Raw genomic sequence first — 14,813 nt, 5'->3', positions numbered from 1 at the left:
TAAAAGTAATAATACGCCAGAAAGGTTAAGGATTACTTTATAATTGAGCGATTTCATTATTTGAAAAATTTGGTCACTTTTGAAATTAAATTGGCTTGACTAAAAACGACAACACGATCTAATGGCTCTAATACAAAGTCTTTGGTTGGTATCCAACCTTCATTTCTTCGTACAATACCCGCAATTACTGCATCTTTAGAGTATGGGAAATCCGAAATTTTCTTATAGGCAGCATCCGAATCTTCATGAATTTTAAATTCTAAAACCTCTGCATCTAAATCTGAAATTCCAGTGACATCCATAACTTGACCTTGACGAATATATCGGAAAATACTGTCAGCCGATAATAATTTTTTATTGATAAATGCATTAATCCCTACTTCTTGAGAAAGATGGATATAATCAATATTTTCGACCAGAGCAATTGTTTTTTTAACCCCTTTGGAACGAGCTAATAAACAAGACATGATATTGGTTTCTGAGCTTCCTGTAACTGCTATAAAAGCGTCAGAATCTGAAATTCCTTCTTCTACCAATAATTCTCCATCACGTCCATCACCGTTAATGATAAGAATATCGCTTAAATCATCAGCAAGATCAAAAGCCTTTTCTCGATTAATTTCAATTAATTTTACATTATGTTTGTTTTCGTTTAAGATTTTAGAAGTTTTTATTCCAATGCTTCCTCCACCTAAAATGATAATATTTTTAAAGTATTCTTGCTTTTTCCCAAGGATCTTATAGATTTCAATGATTCCGGTCTTTCGGACAATAAAATAAATTTGATCGCCTAATTGAAATTCGGTATCATCTTCAGGGATAATGGTATAGTATTCTCCACGTTCATTGCTGCGGATAATTGCAATAGGCATGAATAAATTTTCAAAACCGCCTTTCGAGGTCAGATACATGTCTTTGTATCGTTTCCCTATAATTTTAGCATCACGATCCAAAACTGTACCGACTAAAAACAATTGTCCATTAGCAAATGAATGCATTGTATTGAAAGCCGATTGTTGAATAAGGGAATAAATTTCACTTGCAGCCAATTGTTCAGGAGAAATAATGGCATCAATACCTAAACTTCTTACCCATAATTGATTATCACGATGCAAAAATTCAGGATTAGAAATACGTGCGACCGTCTTTTTAGCCCCCATTTTTTTTGCAATCATGGCGCTGGTAAGATTTGTATTCTGTAATTGGGTTACAGTAATAAACATATCTGCCTCATCGGCTTTAATTTCTTTTAAAGCGCTAAACGAAGTAATATCTCCGCGGAAAGCCATTACATCAAGGTTGTTTTCGATAAATGCTAATTTATCTTTATCCATATCAACGATGATGATATCATTTAATTCATTGGATAATAACTTGGCTAAGTGGAAACCAACTTCCCCAGCGCCTCCGATAATTATTTTCATTCTGTGAAGCAGAAATTAATAGATTCGATTATTTTGATGAGGTTTCTTTTTGTCCCATCAACATTAAGAATGATTTCAAGAAATCATCCAAATCACCATTCATAACAGCATCCACATTTCCTGTTTCATGCCCTGTACGAACGTCTTTCACTAATTTATAAGGATGCATTACGTAATTACGAATTTGTGATCCCCATTCAATTTTCATTTTGTTGGCTTCAATCTCATTACGAGCAGCCATTTTCTTTTCAAGCTCAATTTTGTATAACTCCGATTTTAACATTTCCATGGCACGTTCACGGTTAGCAAGCTGAGAACGCTCCACTTGACATACAACAACAATCCCTGTTGGTTTATGAGTTAATTGAACTTTAGTTTCTACTTTGTTGACATTTTGACCTCCGGCACCTCCCGAACGAGAAGTTTGTAATTCGATATCTGATGGATTAATTTGAATATCAATGGTATCATCAACGATTGGAGAAACATACACAGAAACGAAAGATGTATGACGTTTCGCATTGGAATCAAAAGGAGAGATACGAACCAAACGATGAACCCCATTTTCACCTTTTAAGTATCCAAAGGCATATTCACCATCAATTTCTAAAGTTACTGTTTTAACACCTGCAACATCACCATCTTGATAGTTTAATTCTTTTACTTTATATCCATGTTTTTCAGCCCACATTAAGTACATACGCATTAACATACTTGCCCAATCACATGATTCTGTACCTCCGGCACCCGCAGTAATTTGTAATACAGCTCCTAAATTGTCTCCTTCCTCAGAAAGCATGTTTTTAAATTCGGTAGCTTCGATTAAATCCAATGCAATTTTGTATTGTTCATCAACCTCTTCATCTGTTATATCACCTTCTTTATTGAATTCGACTAGAACTTCAAGATCATTTACGGCTGAAGCAATACTATGGTATTCATCAACCCATTTCTTTTTTCCTCGAAGTATACGCATAAAAGCTTCTGCTTCTTTTGGATTGTTCCAAAATTCAGGAGATGCAGCAGTTTCTTCTTCATTCTGAATTTCGATTTCTTTTTGTTCGATTTCTAAATAAGTATGTAATTCAGCAGTGCGCTGTTGTAAGTCTTTTAATAAATCTGTATTAAACATAATAAGAATATTTTAAGCGTTAGTAGGATGGATTATATGATCTTCCGTACCATCCCACGATAAGAATTTATACGTGATAAAATCCTCTAATTGTAATTCATGTCCTTTAATTGCAAAGAATGAATCATCCCATTCATCATCTTCATATGCTACAACCCAAAACATTTCATTAGAAACGATACCTCCAATGATATAGATTAATTCTTCTACTGAATCGACAGCATATGTTGTGAATGCATGTGTCGCTCTAATCCAAATTTGATCATCTTCTGAAGTTTGGATAAATAAATTTCCTAATGCGGAAGGATTATCATTTTCTAATTCAAATTCAAGTAATTCAGTGTCTTGCTTATTTAAACCTTCTAATTGAGGAAAAATTGCAATTATCTGATGGTATATTTCTGTTGAGAATTGATTCATACGTTGATAAAATAAGGTGGCAAATGTATTGCATTTTGCTCAATTTACATGAAACGAACTCTATATTTCCACTCGATAAACTTAAAAAATTGATACAATTTATATTCAAATTCATGTCCGTATTCTATATTAGGGTCCAAATCAATACTGACCGCATATAAATCTGTATTATACACAGAGGGCATCATATGTCTTTGATTCCAAATTGATACATAAAATCGATTACGATTTTTATAAAATTCATGGGATTGAAAATTTTGAGGTCGAGCATGGGTTTTTAAATAAATGTCATATTGAGGGTCAAATACAATAATATCATATTCACCATTTTCATCAGGCTTAAAAGTTAATTTATTGGATTCCGTATCGGGTTGATTCTGGACAACTTGATGAGCACAATTTGTGAATGACAAAAATCCTATGATAATTAAAAGTATTGCTAATCTCATCCGTAATAAATTTATTAATTTTATAAAAAAGAAATATAGCAAAATGTACACCATATTACACAATTCTCGTTGCGGAAAAAGTAGAGATGCCGTAAATTACCTTGAAGAGCAAGGTGTTGAATTTCAGGTTCGTGAGTATTTGAAAGATGAACTGTCTTTTGAGGAATTAAAATCTATTCTTGATGCACTTCAAATAGCACCAATCGAATTAATACGCACGAATGAATCCATTTGGAAAGAACAATTTAAAGGGAAAGATTGGTCAGATGATGAATTGATTAAAATTATGATTGAACATCCAAAATTAATTCAGCGTCCTATTGTATTAAAAGATAATCAAGGAGTTGTAGGGCGTCCTCTTGAGTTAATTCAAGAATTTATTAAAAAATAAAAGATTCTTTAAAAGAACCTTTTACCAACCTAAATTACTATAAAAAAACACTATGAATATTAAAAACAACTTGATAATATTTAATTTATCAAACTGTTTTAGAATGAATATGAAAAAATTAATTTTCTGATACAAAGTTGGGGTAAAAATTTTAAAGTTTAATAAATTGATAGTTAATTTATTATATTAAGAAATAAGGTTTATTTATAATTCCATTGATTTTAATGTTGGAATGTGCAAAATTGATGGATTCAAAAACATTCAATATGGATTAAAGGATTATTAGATGTGTTGAATTTTAACATTTAATCCATTTGAAATCAATGGTATGAACAAAAAAAAAGGTTTTGTAAATACAAAACCTTTTTAACCAACCTAAACTACTATAAAAAAACCACTATGAATAATCAGGGATATCATCCCTTTCTATAATGTAAACTTAATTAGAATGTATTCATAAAGAAGGGAAAAAAAGGTTCAAAGTATTGAACCTTTAACCAACTTAAACTACTATGAAAAACATTATTAGAAAATTCAGGGATAAAACGATCGAACATCATCATCTAATTGCATGGGTTCTATCCCTTAACTTTCTGATGCAAATTTCTAGAATAAATTTATCTGAAATTGATAAAAATTAGAAAATTTTCTTATTAACAAATAAACAAAACTTATAATTTCCTAATATCAAATAAGGAAATAGAGCAATAATGTAAGTTTTTGAATTTATCAATATAATATAAGAGCTAGTAAATTAAATTTTTCTTTAACATTTATAGTTGAAGGATAAAAGAAAAGGTTTTGCAATTGCAAAACCTTTCAAACCAACTAAACTACTATAAAAAACACTATGTACACATTGGCAATGCCAATGGAATTGTAAAATTTGTCATCTAAAGAAGGGAAGAAAAGGTTCAAATTTTTGAACCTTTAACCAACCTAAACTATTATAAAAAAAACACTATGAATGACAAAGGATTAATTTCTTGAACATTAAATATCATACCAACATTTAATTATTCCTTTTTAATTTTCTTTGACAAAGTTCAATCTTTTGAATTTCTTAAATTAATAAATATCAATGAAATTTTCTATAGTATGATTATTTAAACTTATTATATTTCAGGAGATTAGGTTTGATTATGTAGCAATGCTTGTTTAATTATATTTCAATAAGATTTAATTGTAAAAAAAAATTATTTAGATTGATGGATGTAAGAAATAAAAAAAGGTTTTGCAAACGCAAAACCTTTTTAACCAACCTAAACTACTATAAAAAACACTATGAATTAATTGGGAATAACCCCAAAATATAATGTAGAAAATCTTTCTATTGAATAAATTGTGATTTCTATAAAAAGGAAGAAAAGGTTCTAAACTGAACCTTTAACCAACCTAAACTACTATAAAAAAACACTATGAATAACAAAGGGATAATGGTTCCATTTCGACAATCAAACAACATTTGATTATCCCTTTAATTTTCTGATGCAAAGTTGGGGATAAATTTTAACCGAAATGAATAAATATAAGAAAATTTTCTTATTAAGAAATAGATTTAATTTATTTAATTCGTGATAGAGGTCATAAGTCGCCTATATATAATAGATTTGAATTTTTAAAAATGAAAAATTATGTTGTGGATAAATTTAATTTTTAACAATTTTAACAATTTATTAAGGCTGTTTTTTGAATGATTTGCAAAAAAATAAGCTGTAGTATCTACAGCTTATTTTTTATTTATAAAAGTAATTAGTTTAAAACTTCCATGTCGAAATATAAAGTAGCATTAGCAGGTACAACGCCACCAGCACCTCTTGATCCATATCCTAATTCAGAAGGAATAATTAAGAATACTTTAGATCCTTTTTTGAATAAAGTTAATGCTTCCATCCATCCTTGAATTAATCCAGTCACACCAACTTGAACATCTAATGGTTGATTGCGATCATATGAAGAATCTAATTTTTCACCATCAGCTAAACGCAATGTATAGTGTGTTTTAATAGCTTCTCCATGAGTTGGAACTTCACCATTACCTTCTTCTAAAATAACATATTTTAATCCAGAAGCTGTTGATGTAGCTTTTGCTTCTAACTCTTTTTGACGAGCAATTTCGGCGTCTAATTCAGCTTGCTTTTTTGCTGCAGCTTCAGCTTGCTTTTTTGCATGATTGGCTTTTGCTTCATCAAATGCTTTATTTCCATCATATTTTGCATATTTGTCACCTTTACGAGCAATTTCTAATTTTTCAATTACTACAGGAACAATAGGTTTATCGTTTGGAGTTTTTTCGACATTAGCAATAGAATCAATAACATCTAATCCTTCGATTACTTTACCAAAAACAGTATGACGTCCGTCTAACCATGGTGTAGCCACTTCTGTAATGAAGAATTGAGAACCGTTTGTCCCTGGTCCAGCATTAGCCATAGATAATACACCTTTCCCATCGTGTTTTAATGAAGCATCAAATTCATCTTCAAAATCATATCCTGGTCCTCCTGTTCCGATTCCGTCAGGATCACCACCTTGGATCATAAAATCTTTAATTACACGGTGGAAAACAAGTCCATCATAGTAAGGAACACCTTTAGCTTTAGCTTTGTTTTCTTTTGTTCCTTCAGCTAATCCCACGAAATTAGCAACCGTCATAGGTGCTTGTTCTTCGTATAATTTGATTGTCATTGCTCCATGATTAGTTGTCATTTTAGCATACAATCCGTCTTCTAAATTTTTAAATTCTTCTTTACTCATCGATTTTGGTATTTTAACACCACAACTTACTAACGTCGTTATGATAGTTAAGATTAATACTAGTTTTTTCATTAATTCTATTCAAAGATGTTTTTCGTAGTATATATGGTTAATTTTTCTTTATTGTGTTTACTTTAATGTCTAAAATTAAAGGTTGGTTAGGTCCAATTTTAGCATCATCACCCATTCCACCATAGCTTAAAAAAGAGGGTAGAAGTACACGGGCTTGCGTTCCTTCTTCAATTAATTGTAAGGAGGAATGTAGACCTCTGATGATATCGGCTTTACCTAAAATAACTTTTTGTTCACCGATTTCATTGTAATTATAAATGATATTATTATCTAAATCATATACTTGATAAGTGAAATTGATATAATCTCCCACCTTGGCAGTTGTATTCGTTTTTACTCCCGCATTGGTTATCCAAATTCCGCTTTCAGTTTTATTAAATTTTAAATCTGATTTGGCTCTATAATCATTAAACCAAGAGACTTCTTCTTGCAATAAAATTTTTCCTCGTTCTTGCGAGCGTTGCATAAAATCATCATTATTATAACTCACAGGATATTGTACTACCTGATTATCACAACTCCATAGGGAGAATAGAACGAGTGTTGCAAAAAGAAATTTTTTCATATTAGATTTCAACTTTTAATAAACTTTCTTGATATTCTGGTAATATCGATTTAAAAAATTGGATGGTTTCTTCCATTGGTACGTCAGATCGTCCGCCAGCAGCATTCATATGTCCTCCACCATTGAAATATTTTCGAGACAATTCATTAACATCAAAATCACCTTTTGAACGAAGTGAGATTTTAATAAAATTATGAACAGTATCTTCGATAAAAATAACTGAGAAAATATAATTTTCTACACTTAAACCATAATTTACAAATCCTTCTGTGTCTCCTTTTTGAAAACCATTTCCCAATAAATCTTCACGTTTTAAAAACATAAAAGCAGTACGATATTCAGGTAAGAATGTTAAATTATTTAGTGTTAAGGATAATAATTTAAGACGTGCTTCGGATTGAGAATCGTTAACATAAGAAGTCACTTTATCCACTTCAACACCACGGTCTATTAAATCGGCAACTATACGATGTGTTGATGAAGAAGTATTTCTAAATCTAAATCCTCCGGTATCTGTCATCATTCCGGTATATATACAAGGAGCAATCACATCATCAATTAAATCTACGTCACCCATGGCTTCAATAAAATTATAAACCATTTGACATGTAGCAGGCATTTCAATATCAGAGTACATAAAATCAAATTGATCAGGTTCTCTGTGATGATCAATTAAAACTTTTGGAGCTTTCGATCGTTCTACCCAGTTCCCTAAATCATCAATACGTGTCACTGTATTAAAATCTAAAATAAAAATAATATCCGCTTGGTGAATAATAGCCTCCGCGCGTTTTGGTTGATAATCTGCAATTACAATTTCTTTTGCAGAAGGCAACCATTTCAAAAATTTAGGAAAGTCGTTTGGTGCAACGATATTGCATGTATGTTGATGTTTTCTTAAGTAATGGTACATGGCTAATGTTGAGCCAATTGCGTCTCCATCTGGATTTTTATGGGGTAAAATTGCAATCTTCTTTGGTGTCGATAACAATTCTTTTAAAGCGTCAAAATTCGTCATTTGCATAAAGCAAAGATAATAAAACAAGTTAAATACAATACGTTTTCAAAAAGAAATAAGGCCTGTACAATTCAGAATTATACAAGCCTTTGAGAAGTATTTCATGCATTAAAAAGCTATAAATCTCTTTTTTTGATTAAGATATAGGACAATCCAAAAAATGCTAGAATATAAAAAATATTGATGCTTAAATATTCCCAATGTACAGCAGATGAAGTAAATAATTTCCCTGAAGTAAGGTATTGCGTTAAACTTACTGGAGGATAATCGATAATATTTCCATTGGCTGCTAATGGCAAATAAGAAGTTATAAATGTATATTTTTCTTCTCCATCAATAGACGGTTTAAAAAAGAAGAAAGCTTCGATCCCTTTTAAAATTAATTCAACAATATATAATACAAAAATAATTAAAATAGCAAACGTGCTTTTCTTGAATAAAAAGGCTAAAAACATTGCTAGAGCAACAAATGCTAAAATCTCGACGAAATATCCCAATAGAAATTCTATTCCCGAAAATGGTTCGAATACTTCTGCGAATGTTGCGCCCAATCCAAAGACAATTCCAAAAACCAATAAGGTTGAGGCAAAAACAAATAAAACATTCATATAAAGTTTGGATGAGAAAAATTCAAGACGTGATAATCCATCAATAGTATTTTGTTTAAATGTTCCAAATGAATATTCATTCGAAATATTATTAATGACGATAACAGCTAAAAAAAGTTTTCCAAATCCAATCAACCAAGTGATATTATGCCAAATAACAGGGAAGTTCAAGGCGCCCATTTCAATGAAATTTACTTGAATTCCATTCATTTGAGGTTTTATATTGGGTAAAACTGCCCCCATTAATCCAATCAATATAAAATATAAGATTAAGAAGATTCGAGTTCCTTTATTGTAAAAAAACTTATTCCATTCGATACGTAATAATCTGTTCATTTCTAATTGTTTTGTTGAATTAATTGGAAGAATTTATGTTCTAGGCTATCTTTTCGCATGACTAAATGGGATAGGATGATTCCTTGTTCGTATAATTTTTGATTGATTTCAACAGTTGATACTTCAGTATTTAATACAGCTTCAATTGTTTTAGGTTTTTCTACAATTTTAGAGAAATAAGGCATTTGATGAAGGGCAGCTATTAATTCATCTTTATTGTTTGCATTCAGTTCTATTATACCATAAGAAGCACTAATGTGATCCACTTCTCCAGCAAAGAGCATTTTACCTTGCTTGAGTACAACAACATGAGTACACACTTTTTCAACTTCATCTAAAAGGTGAGAAGCTAAAATAATTGTTGTTCCTAAAGATGCAATTTTTAAAATTAATTCTCTGATTTGGATAATCCCTTGCGGATCGAGTCCGTTGGTAGGTTCATCTAAAATTAGAACTTGCGGATCATTTAACAACGCTCCAGCAATCGCTAGACGTTGTTTCATACCTAAGGAATAATTTTGAAATTTATCTTTTTTACGATCAAGTAAACTAACTAATTCAAGTTTCTCATCGATTTTAGAATACGGAACCCCTTTGATGTCTGCTACAATTTCTAAATTTTTTTCCGCTGATAGATAAGGATAAAATTTAGGACTTTCGATTATGGCTCCGATTTTCTTTAAGGTATCTTTATTGGGTTCTTCACCAAACCATTTCCAATTTCCATGTGTAGGATTTATAATGTTTAGAATAACCCCTAAAGTAGTTGATTTACCACTCCCATTTGGTCCAAGTAATCCGTATACATTTCCTTTTTCTACCGAAAAGCTTATGTCATTTACGGCTGTGAAAGAACCAAATTTTTTCGTCAGATGGTTTATTTCAAGTATTTTTTGCATAATAGTTTTAGATCTTTATTCTTATTTAGTCGATGATTTATTTACTTTGTTACAATTAAATATAAATAACGTGAAAAAAATATATAGTTTGTTCATTATAATGGTTGTTCCTTTTATATTGAATGCTCAAGATTTAAAATCATATCAATTTTATAATAAAAAGGGTAAACCCATTAAATTTCATCAAATGGTGAATCATTTGGCTGATTATGATGTGGTTTTATTTGGTGAACATCATAATAATTCGACAAATCATTGGCTGCAATTGCAATTATTAAAAAGTTTGTTTGAAGCAAGGAAAGGTCAATTAATCGTTGGAGCAGAAATGTTTGAACGTGATAATCAAGAGGGGATAAATCAATATTTGAAAGGTATAATTAATGAAAGTCAACTTAAAGATCACGTACGTTTATGGTCGAATTATAAAACAGATTATCATCCTTTACTATCTTTTTCTAAAGTTCATCAGATTCCATTTATAGCCACGAATATTCCGAGGAAATATGCCTCAGTAGTTGCGAAAAAGGGAGTAGAAGAATTAATGAATTATAGTTCGGAAGAAAAACAATGGATGGTTGAAATGCCTTTTCCTATTGATTATTCCGCGCCAGGCTACCCTGAAATGATAGCGATGATGGGGGATCATAGAGATAAAAGATCGGAAAATTTTGTGGCGGCACAAGCCATAAAAGATGCAACAATGGCTGAATCTATCGTTAAATATTATAAATCCAATACCTTATTTTTACATTTTAATGGGGATTATCATTCCAAGCAATATGGAGGAATTTATTGGTATTTAAAGCAATTTAAACCAAATTTAAAAGTTGCAGTGATTCAGATTTATGAGTCTAATTCAAAGGATTTAGCGATAAAAAAAGAAGAGTTTAAAAATTTTATTTTTACTGATTTTACGTTAGTTTTACCAGAAGATACAATCAAAACATATTAAACTATACTAAAAAAAAACATTTCTAATGAACCGTAGAACATTTTTACAAAATGCATCAATTGCTTCTTTTGGAGCTTTGATCTTACCACAATCGTTGTTTGCTTATAATCATCAATCTAAAAAAGTTCGTGTAGGACTTATTGGCGTAGGAATGCGTGGACAAGTTCACTTAAACGAATTATTGAAACGAGAGGATGTGGAAGTCGTAGCTTTAGCTGAACCTGATTCTCGAATGATTGAACGATGCAATAAGATTTTTGAGCGTAACAATAAAAAGCCGGTTCAATATTTTAGTAAAGGGGAATATGATTATCGTAATTTGTTAAAAATTAAGAATCTAGATGCAGTAGTGATATCGACTCCATGGGAGTGGCATGAAATTCAGACTTTAGAATCCATGAAAGCGGGTAAAATTGTAGGCTTAGAAGTTTGTGGAGCATTAAATCTAGAAGAATGTTGGAAATACGTGGATTGTTATGAAGAAACTAAAGTTCCTATTTTTATGATGGAAAATGTTTGTTATCGACGTGATATATTATCTGTTTTTAACATGGTTCGTAAAGGGAAATTTGGAACAATTGTACATGGACAAGGAGGCTACCAACATGATTTAAGAAACGTACTATTTAACGATGGTAAACAACCATATGGTGGAGGAGTTGAATTCGGGGATAAAGGTTTTTCAGAGGCAGCTTGGCGTACCAACCATTATGTAAAACGTAATGGGGAATTATACCCAACGCATGGTTTAGGTCCAGTAGCTACGATGATGGATGTTAATCGAGGCAATCGTATAACTCATCTTACAGCAATGGCTTCTAAGCAAGCAGGATTAACCGATTATATCGTAAAACAGGCGGGAGAAAATCACCCAAATGCAAAAGTACAATTCAAGCAAGGGGATATAGTACAAACCATTTTAAAATGCGAGAATGGTGAAACGATTTTATTAACGCATGACACCTCTCTACAACGTCCGTATAACTTAGGTTTCCGTGTACAAGGTACCAATGGAATTTGGCAAGATATCGGTTCGGGTGGTTTTAATCAAGGATTCTTATATTTTGAAAATGAGATGGAAAAAAATCACAAATGGACGAACTCTGAAGAATATTTAAAACAATATGATCATCCTTTATGGAAAAAATATGAAAAACAAGCTGAAGGCGCTGGTCATGGCGGGATGGATTTTTTCTTAATTAATGATTTTATTGAATGTATAAAGAATAATCGTGAGTTTCCATTTGATGTTTATGATTTAGCCACTTGGTATGCAGTGACACCATTAAGTGAAAAATCTATTGCAGAAAATGGATCATCACAAGAAATGCCTGATTTTACAAGAGGAAAATATAAAACAAGAAAACCAATTTTTGGATTTGAAAACAATATCTAATCAATTATCCTTAGTGATTCTAGCTGGCGGAATGGGTAGTCGATACAAAGGCCAGAAACAAGTAGACCCTATTGGACCTAATCGCGAATCATTGATGGAATATTCCATTTATGATGCGATGGAGGTGGGGATAAAACATTTTGTATTTATCGTGAATCAAAATTTTGATAACGAAACCAAAAAATACTATCAAAAATTAATCGAAAAGAAAGAAGCACACGTTGAGTTTATTCTACAAACAACATACACTGCTGTTCCACGTGATTTCTTCGATAATATTATCGATCGTCAAAAGCCATGGGGCACGGGACATGCGTTACTTTGTGCTAAAAGCCACGTTCTAAATCCATTCATAGTCATCAATGCTGATGATTTTTATGGTCGGAATGCCTATAAAATGGCAATGCAATTCATTACGAATGAGAATATAACGCCTAACAAATATGGAATTATAACCTACGAATTAGGAAAAACGTTAAGCGAGAATGGAAGTGTATCGCGTGGAATTTGTAAAATTTCGAATCAAATTTTAAAAGATGTTGTAGAACACACCAATATCTTGCGTTCAGGTGAAACCATTGTTTTTGAAGAGGATAATATCTCAGGTATAATGGATGAATCTACACCAGTTTCTATGAATTTTTGGGTATTGCATCCATCTGTATTTAAAGTCTTAGAATATCAGTTCGAAGAATTTATGAAGCATAATTCCAAAGAATTAAAAAAAGAATTCTTTTTACCACAAGTCATTAATCAATTAATTCATGATGATATTGTTGAAGTTATTGTTGAGAATTCTAAAGATCAATGGTTTGGAATGACTTACCCTGGAGATAAACATATCGTACAAGATGAAATTATGGAAAAGATTTCAGAAGGTATTTATCCTAAACATTTGTGGGGGTAATGGAGTATATTTTATCCTATTATTTTGAACGACCTGAAGATGTTCTCGTTCAGCCCATCACTGAGGGACTAATTAATGATACTTTTCAAGTAAGTTTAGGAATTAATCGTTTTATTCTCCAAAAGATTAATACGTCAATTTTTAAATCACCCGAAGTAATAATTTCTAATACTTTGGCCATTGGTCAACATTTGAAAAACAATAATTATTCAAAAGAGGTGGTAGAAATTATTCCGAATCGAAATGGAAATTTCATCACATTTTCAAATGGTGAAATCTGGCGCATGACAAAATATATCCCTAATTCGGTATGTATTAATAAAGTGCAGTCTAAAGAACAGGCTTTTGAAGCTGCGAAATGTATCAGTGAGTTTCATCGTTTACTTAATGATTTTTCAACGGATCGTATACAATCGTCCATACCAGGTTTTTTGGATTATAAAAAAAGAGTAAATGATTTTAAATTGGCTCTGAAAAATGCCAATGAAGAGCGTCAACACATTGCAAGAGCTGAAATTGATTATATTAATGCTCATCTTTCTTTAATTGATGAATATCTTCAAATCGAATTTCCAACAAGAGTAGTTCATGCAGACGCGAAAATTGGAAATTTTTTATTCGATGCAAATGATTCGATGAAACCTATTGCATTAATTGATTGGGACACCATTTTACCGGGAAATGTGTTATGTGATTTTGGTGACATGATTCGTACCTACTCTAATTTAAAAGTTGAAGATGATCCTGAAGGAAAGAATAATTTTTCGTTAACATATTATCAATCAGTTAAAGATGGTTTTTTATATCATTTGAGCGATGTTTTAACAGAAAAAGAGATCGAAGCAACGGATCTAACAGCTTTTGTTGTAATATTAATTCAAGCGATTCGATTTTTGACAGATTATTTAAATGGTGATATCTACTACCATACGACGCGAGAAAATCAAAATTTAGATCGTACGATTAATCAAATTAATTTGCTAAAAGCGATTGAAGAAGAATTATGCATTCATTAAATTACATCAAATTTGAACCTGAAGATCTTGACATTTACCTTAAAATCGTTTCGAGTGATTCAGTTATGAAATATATTACGGGTCGAGCGCGATCACGAGAAGAGAATATCAAGCGGTTTAAAGGTATTTTAAAAGCCAATACAGACCATGTAAAAGGCGGTTATTTTAAAATTTATGATCGCGGAAATGTCATCGGACTCGGAAAATTAGAATATTACGATAAAGAAGTAGACACTATAGAAGTAGGATATATCCTAATGGAAGATTATTGGGGTATAGGTTTTGGGAAAACAATTTGTAAAGATTTAATTCAATTTGCACGAATCAACGAAATGGCAAAATACATTATAGGAATCATCGATCCTGAGAATATTGCTTCGAAACGAATATTAATGAGTAATGGGTTAGAATCTTATTTTTTAGGTATAGAAAATGATGTGCCTACGGAAAAACTTCGCATGAAATTATAAA

15 protein-coding genes are annotated in these 14,813 nt (G+C 31.3%); 6 read left to right on the top strand and 9 right to left on the bottom strand.

Features of this window, described 5'->3' with window-relative positions:
- Positions 1–56: 56 nt before the first annotated feature.
- The 4 genes from trkA to AC1QSP_RS03775 are packed head-to-tail and all read right to left on the bottom strand — an operon-like array spanning position 57 to position 3,425.
- Entirely contained in the window at positions 57–1,424 is a 1,368-nt protein-coding gene (gene trkA, locus AC1QSP_RS03790) for a Trk system potassium transporter TrkA (protein ID WP_484079863.1), read from the bottom strand.
- Positions 1,425–1,452: 28 nt separating this feature from the next.
- Positions 1,453–2,556, bottom strand: a complete 1,104-nt coding sequence (gene prfB, locus AC1QSP_RS03785) for a peptide chain release factor 2 (RefSeq protein WP_484079862.1) — start codon at positions 2,554–2,556, stop codon at positions 1,453–1,455.
- A gap of 12 nt (positions 2,557–2,568) precedes the next feature.
- Positions 2,569–2,976 (bottom strand): hypothetical protein, encoded by a 408-nt coding sequence (locus AC1QSP_RS03780; protein ID WP_322969656.1) that lies wholly within the window; start codon positions 2,974–2,976, stop codon positions 2,569–2,571.
- Positions 2,977–3,020: 44 nt separating this feature from the next.
- On the bottom strand, positions 3,021–3,425 hold the full coding sequence (locus AC1QSP_RS03775) for a DUF6146 family protein (protein ID WP_484079861.1): 405 nt from the start codon (positions 3,423–3,425) through the stop codon (positions 3,021–3,023).
- A 43-nt stretch (positions 3,426–3,468) separates the two neighbouring features.
- On the opposite strand from AC1QSP_RS03775, the gene arsC reads away from it, so the two are divergent.
- Positions 3,469–3,816, top strand: coding sequence for an arsenate reductase (glutaredoxin) (gene arsC, locus AC1QSP_RS03770; RefSeq protein WP_484079860.1), 348 nt, complete (start codon positions 3,469–3,471; stop codon positions 3,814–3,816).
- Positions 3,817–5,568: 1,752 nt separating this feature from the next.
- Here arsC and AC1QSP_RS03765 read toward each other — a convergent pair.
- The 5 genes from AC1QSP_RS03765 to AC1QSP_RS03745 all read right to left on the bottom strand — a co-directional run bounded on the left by AC1QSP_RS03765 (position 5,569) and on the right by AC1QSP_RS03745 (position 10,071).
- On the bottom strand, positions 5,569–6,645 hold the full coding sequence (locus AC1QSP_RS03765; protein ID WP_484079859.1) for a peptidylprolyl isomerase: 1,077 nt from the start codon (positions 6,643–6,645) through the stop codon (positions 5,569–5,571).
- Positions 6,646–6,682: 37 nt separating this feature from the next.
- A complete protein-coding gene (locus AC1QSP_RS03760; RefSeq protein ID WP_322969661.1) occupies positions 6,683–7,210 on the bottom strand; it encodes an FKBP-type peptidyl-prolyl cis-trans isomerase in 528 nt (175 codons plus the stop codon).
- Position 7,211: 1 nt separating this feature from the next.
- Entirely contained in the window at positions 7,212–8,234 is a 1,023-nt protein-coding gene (locus tag AC1QSP_RS03755) for a DHH family phosphoesterase (RefSeq protein WP_484079858.1), read from the bottom strand.
- A gap of 110 nt (positions 8,235–8,344) precedes the next feature.
- Positions 8,345–9,172: an ABC transporter permease gene (locus AC1QSP_RS03750; protein WP_484079857.1), complete on the bottom strand. Its 828-nt coding sequence runs from the start codon at positions 9,170–9,172 to the stop codon at positions 8,345–8,347.
- A gap of 2 nt (positions 9,173–9,174) precedes the next feature.
- Entirely contained in the window at positions 9,175–10,071 is an 897-nt protein-coding gene (locus AC1QSP_RS03745) for an ABC transporter ATP-binding protein (RefSeq protein ID WP_484079856.1), read from the bottom strand.
- A 70-nt stretch (positions 10,072–10,141) separates the two neighbouring features.
- Here AC1QSP_RS03745 and AC1QSP_RS03740 point away from each other — a divergent pair, with 70 nt between their 5' ends.
- Genes AC1QSP_RS03740 through AC1QSP_RS03720 form a run of 5 tightly spaced genes read left to right on the top strand, consistent with a single transcriptional unit; the run spans position 10,142 to position 14,812 of the window.
- The gene (locus AC1QSP_RS03740; RefSeq protein WP_484079855.1) at positions 10,142–11,023 is read left to right on the top strand and encodes a ChaN family lipoprotein; all 882 of its coding nucleotides are present in this window, start codon (positions 10,142–10,144) and stop codon (positions 11,021–11,023) included.
- A 25-nt stretch (positions 11,024–11,048) separates the two neighbouring features.
- Positions 11,049–12,419: a Gfo/Idh/MocA family protein gene (locus AC1QSP_RS03735; protein WP_484079854.1), complete on the top strand. Its 1,371-nt coding sequence runs from the start codon at positions 11,049–11,051 to the stop codon at positions 12,417–12,419.
- Positions 12,403–13,326 (top strand): nucleotidyltransferase family protein, encoded by a 924-nt coding sequence (locus tag AC1QSP_RS03730; RefSeq protein ID WP_484079853.1) that lies wholly within the window; start codon positions 12,403–12,405, stop codon positions 13,324–13,326. Before AC1QSP_RS03735 ends, AC1QSP_RS03730 begins: the two co-directional genes overlap by 17 nt.
- Positions 13,326–14,342 (top strand): phosphotransferase enzyme family protein, encoded by a 1,017-nt coding sequence (locus AC1QSP_RS03725; RefSeq protein WP_484079852.1) that lies wholly within the window; start codon positions 13,326–13,328, stop codon positions 14,340–14,342. Before AC1QSP_RS03730 ends, AC1QSP_RS03725 begins: the two co-directional genes overlap by 1 nt.
- Positions 14,330–14,812, top strand: coding sequence for a GNAT family N-acetyltransferase (locus AC1QSP_RS03720; protein ID WP_484079851.1), 483 nt, complete (start codon positions 14,330–14,332; stop codon positions 14,810–14,812). Before AC1QSP_RS03725 ends, AC1QSP_RS03720 begins: the two co-directional genes overlap by 13 nt.
- Position 14,813: the final 1 nt, after the last annotated feature.

Source organism: Faecalibacter sp. (genome assembly GCF_057177045.1).
The sequence above is the reverse complement of the archived record's forward strand: the minus strand, read 5'-3'. Positions and strand labels throughout refer to the sequence as shown.

Coding starts and splice junctions, on each gene's coding strand:
- trkA (WP_484079863.1), bottom strand. CDS start 1,424: ATGAAAATAATTATCGGAGGCGCTGGGGAAGTTGGTTTCCACTTAGCC.
- prfB (WP_484079862.1), bottom strand. CDS start 2,556: ATGTTTAATACAGATTTATTAAAAGACTTACAACAGCGCACTGCTGAA.
- AC1QSP_RS03780 (WP_322969656.1), bottom strand. CDS start 2,976: ATGAATCAATTCTCAACAGAAATATACCATCAGATAATTGCAATTTTT.
- AC1QSP_RS03775 (WP_484079861.1), bottom strand. CDS start 3,425: ATGAGATTAGCAATACTTTTAATTATCATAGGATTTTTGTCATTCACA.
- arsC (WP_484079860.1), top strand. CDS start 3,469: ATGTACACCATATTACACAATTCTCGTTGCGGAAAAAGTAGAGATGCC.
- AC1QSP_RS03765 (WP_484079859.1), bottom strand. CDS start 6,645: ATGAAAAAACTAGTATTAATCTTAACTATCATAACGACGTTAGTAAGT.
- AC1QSP_RS03760 (WP_322969661.1), bottom strand. CDS start 7,210: ATGAAAAAATTTCTTTTTGCAACACTCGTTCTATTCTCCCTATGGAGT.
- AC1QSP_RS03755 (WP_484079858.1), bottom strand. CDS start 8,234: ATGCAAATGACGAATTTTGACGCTTTAAAAGAATTGTTATCGACACCA.
- AC1QSP_RS03750 (WP_484079857.1), bottom strand. CDS start 9,172: ATGAACAGATTATTACGTATCGAATGGAATAAGTTTTTTTACAATAAA.
- AC1QSP_RS03745 (WP_484079856.1), bottom strand. CDS start 10,071: ATGCAAAAAATACTTGAAATAAACCATCTGACGAAAAAATTTGGTTCT.
- AC1QSP_RS03735 (WP_484079854.1), top strand. CDS start 11,049: ATGAACCGTAGAACATTTTTACAAAATGCATCAATTGCTTCTTTTGGA.
- AC1QSP_RS03725 (WP_484079852.1), top strand. CDS start 13,326: ATGGAGTATATTTTATCCTATTATTTTGAACGACCTGAAGATGTTCTC.
- AC1QSP_RS03720 (WP_484079851.1), top strand. CDS start 14,330: ATGCATTCATTAAATTACATCAAATTTGAACCTGAAGATCTTGACATT.